Annotated in this window: 2 protein-coding genes; both read left to right on the forward strand. The window is 35.1% G+C overall.

Annotated features, from left to right (window positions below):
• The coding region (locus tag QVO88_RS10350) for a hypothetical protein (RefSeq protein ID WP_288178011.1) at positions 1-1,136 on the forward strand (1,136 nt) is incomplete at its 5' end.
• The coding region (locus QVO88_RS10355; protein WP_288178012.1) for a hypothetical protein at positions 1,136-1,333 on the forward strand (198 nt) is incomplete at its 3' end. The genes QVO88_RS10350 and QVO88_RS10355, both read left to right, overlap by 1 nt.

Consider the following 1,333-nt stretch of genomic DNA (forward strand, 5'->3'; position numbering starts at 1 on the left):
TAGGTTTGATAGACGAAAAACGGAGAAAAAATGTTATTAATGAGATTTATGATAGTGCAGAGAGCATTAAGCAGGACTACGAAAAAGGTTTGATGTCAAAAGATGATGTAAAATATCTTGCAAAGCGACACGATCCTGTGGTTGATGAGCCAAAGCGAATCGCTGATAGTCTGTTTGAAATTAAAGAAATGTCAAAAAAGAGAGAAAAGTTGTCAGCGGCAATAAAGCTTTACTCTGCCAAGAGTGAATATTACAAAAATCACGGCAATCTAAAAGAGTTAAAAACTATTGACGATAAAGTTGCGGCTTGCATAGAGTGTAATGATTGTTATTCTAAGCATATTGAAGAAACATATAACAGCGTTTTACCATATCTTTCACATACTAATGGTATTCAGTATTTGAAAACTGAAGATATACCTATTTCCATACATATGAATGGAATAAAAGCGGATTTTGATGAACCTAGAATAACTACGGATGCAGATGCAAATCACAAAGTTATTTGGGATTGTGTTTTTTATAAAGTAGAGAAACCTTCCGTGGACGTTCCCTCATTACACGAGTCCATTTACTTCAAGGCGGAAGCGTGTGATGAATTGTATCGGCTTATTGGTGAAGAGCCACCAAAAAGGTATGAAGGTATTCAGGCGGTCAATTTACCACCTGAAATAGCGAAAAAAGTTGATTTAACCTTAAAATTTATCGACACTGAAGATTACGAGTCAAGTGTTAGGGTTGTAAGCAAGATTGATGAAATCAAAGGCAGAATTAGCTCTGCTGAGGCTGACATGGAAAATTTAAAAGATATAAAGCCTAATCTTTGGAATAAAGTTTTTAGACATTCTGAAGTTAAGAAAAGAGAAATCTCATCAGCCAATCTGAGGAATAACAAGATTGAGTTAGAACAAGTATATGATGAATTGAACAAAATAACTCAGAAAATGATGTGTGAAAACTTTGAAGATGATTCAGAAAATCGCACTACCAAGGAAAGCATAGAAATAGATTATCCCGAAGAAAAAAGTCTTGACGAAAACATGGACTTTAATCAGCTATCTTCTTTTTTAGATAATGAAGAGGAAGAGCAAGATGAAGTCCTTGACCTCACAAGTAAGTCAGGGAGGTCGCTTTAATGAAACGTGCTGTAAAGCAAATGCTTCCTGTATATGTTCTTTCGCTCTTAGCTAATTTTGTATCGGCAATAGTTATATTATGCTATGGTATGCCATATTCAGGACCATGGGAGTTTTTTTATAAGCGAGTAATTTTTGTGATTTTCTCAGTTGTCACCTCATTGTTGATCTGCGTATGGGGGACACAAAGACTAAAA

Source organism: Ruminococcus sp. CAG:57, from assembly GCF_000435935.1.
Taxonomy (GTDB): Bacteria; Bacillota; Clostridia; order Oscillospirales; family Ruminococcaceae; genus Hominimerdicola; species Hominimerdicola aceti.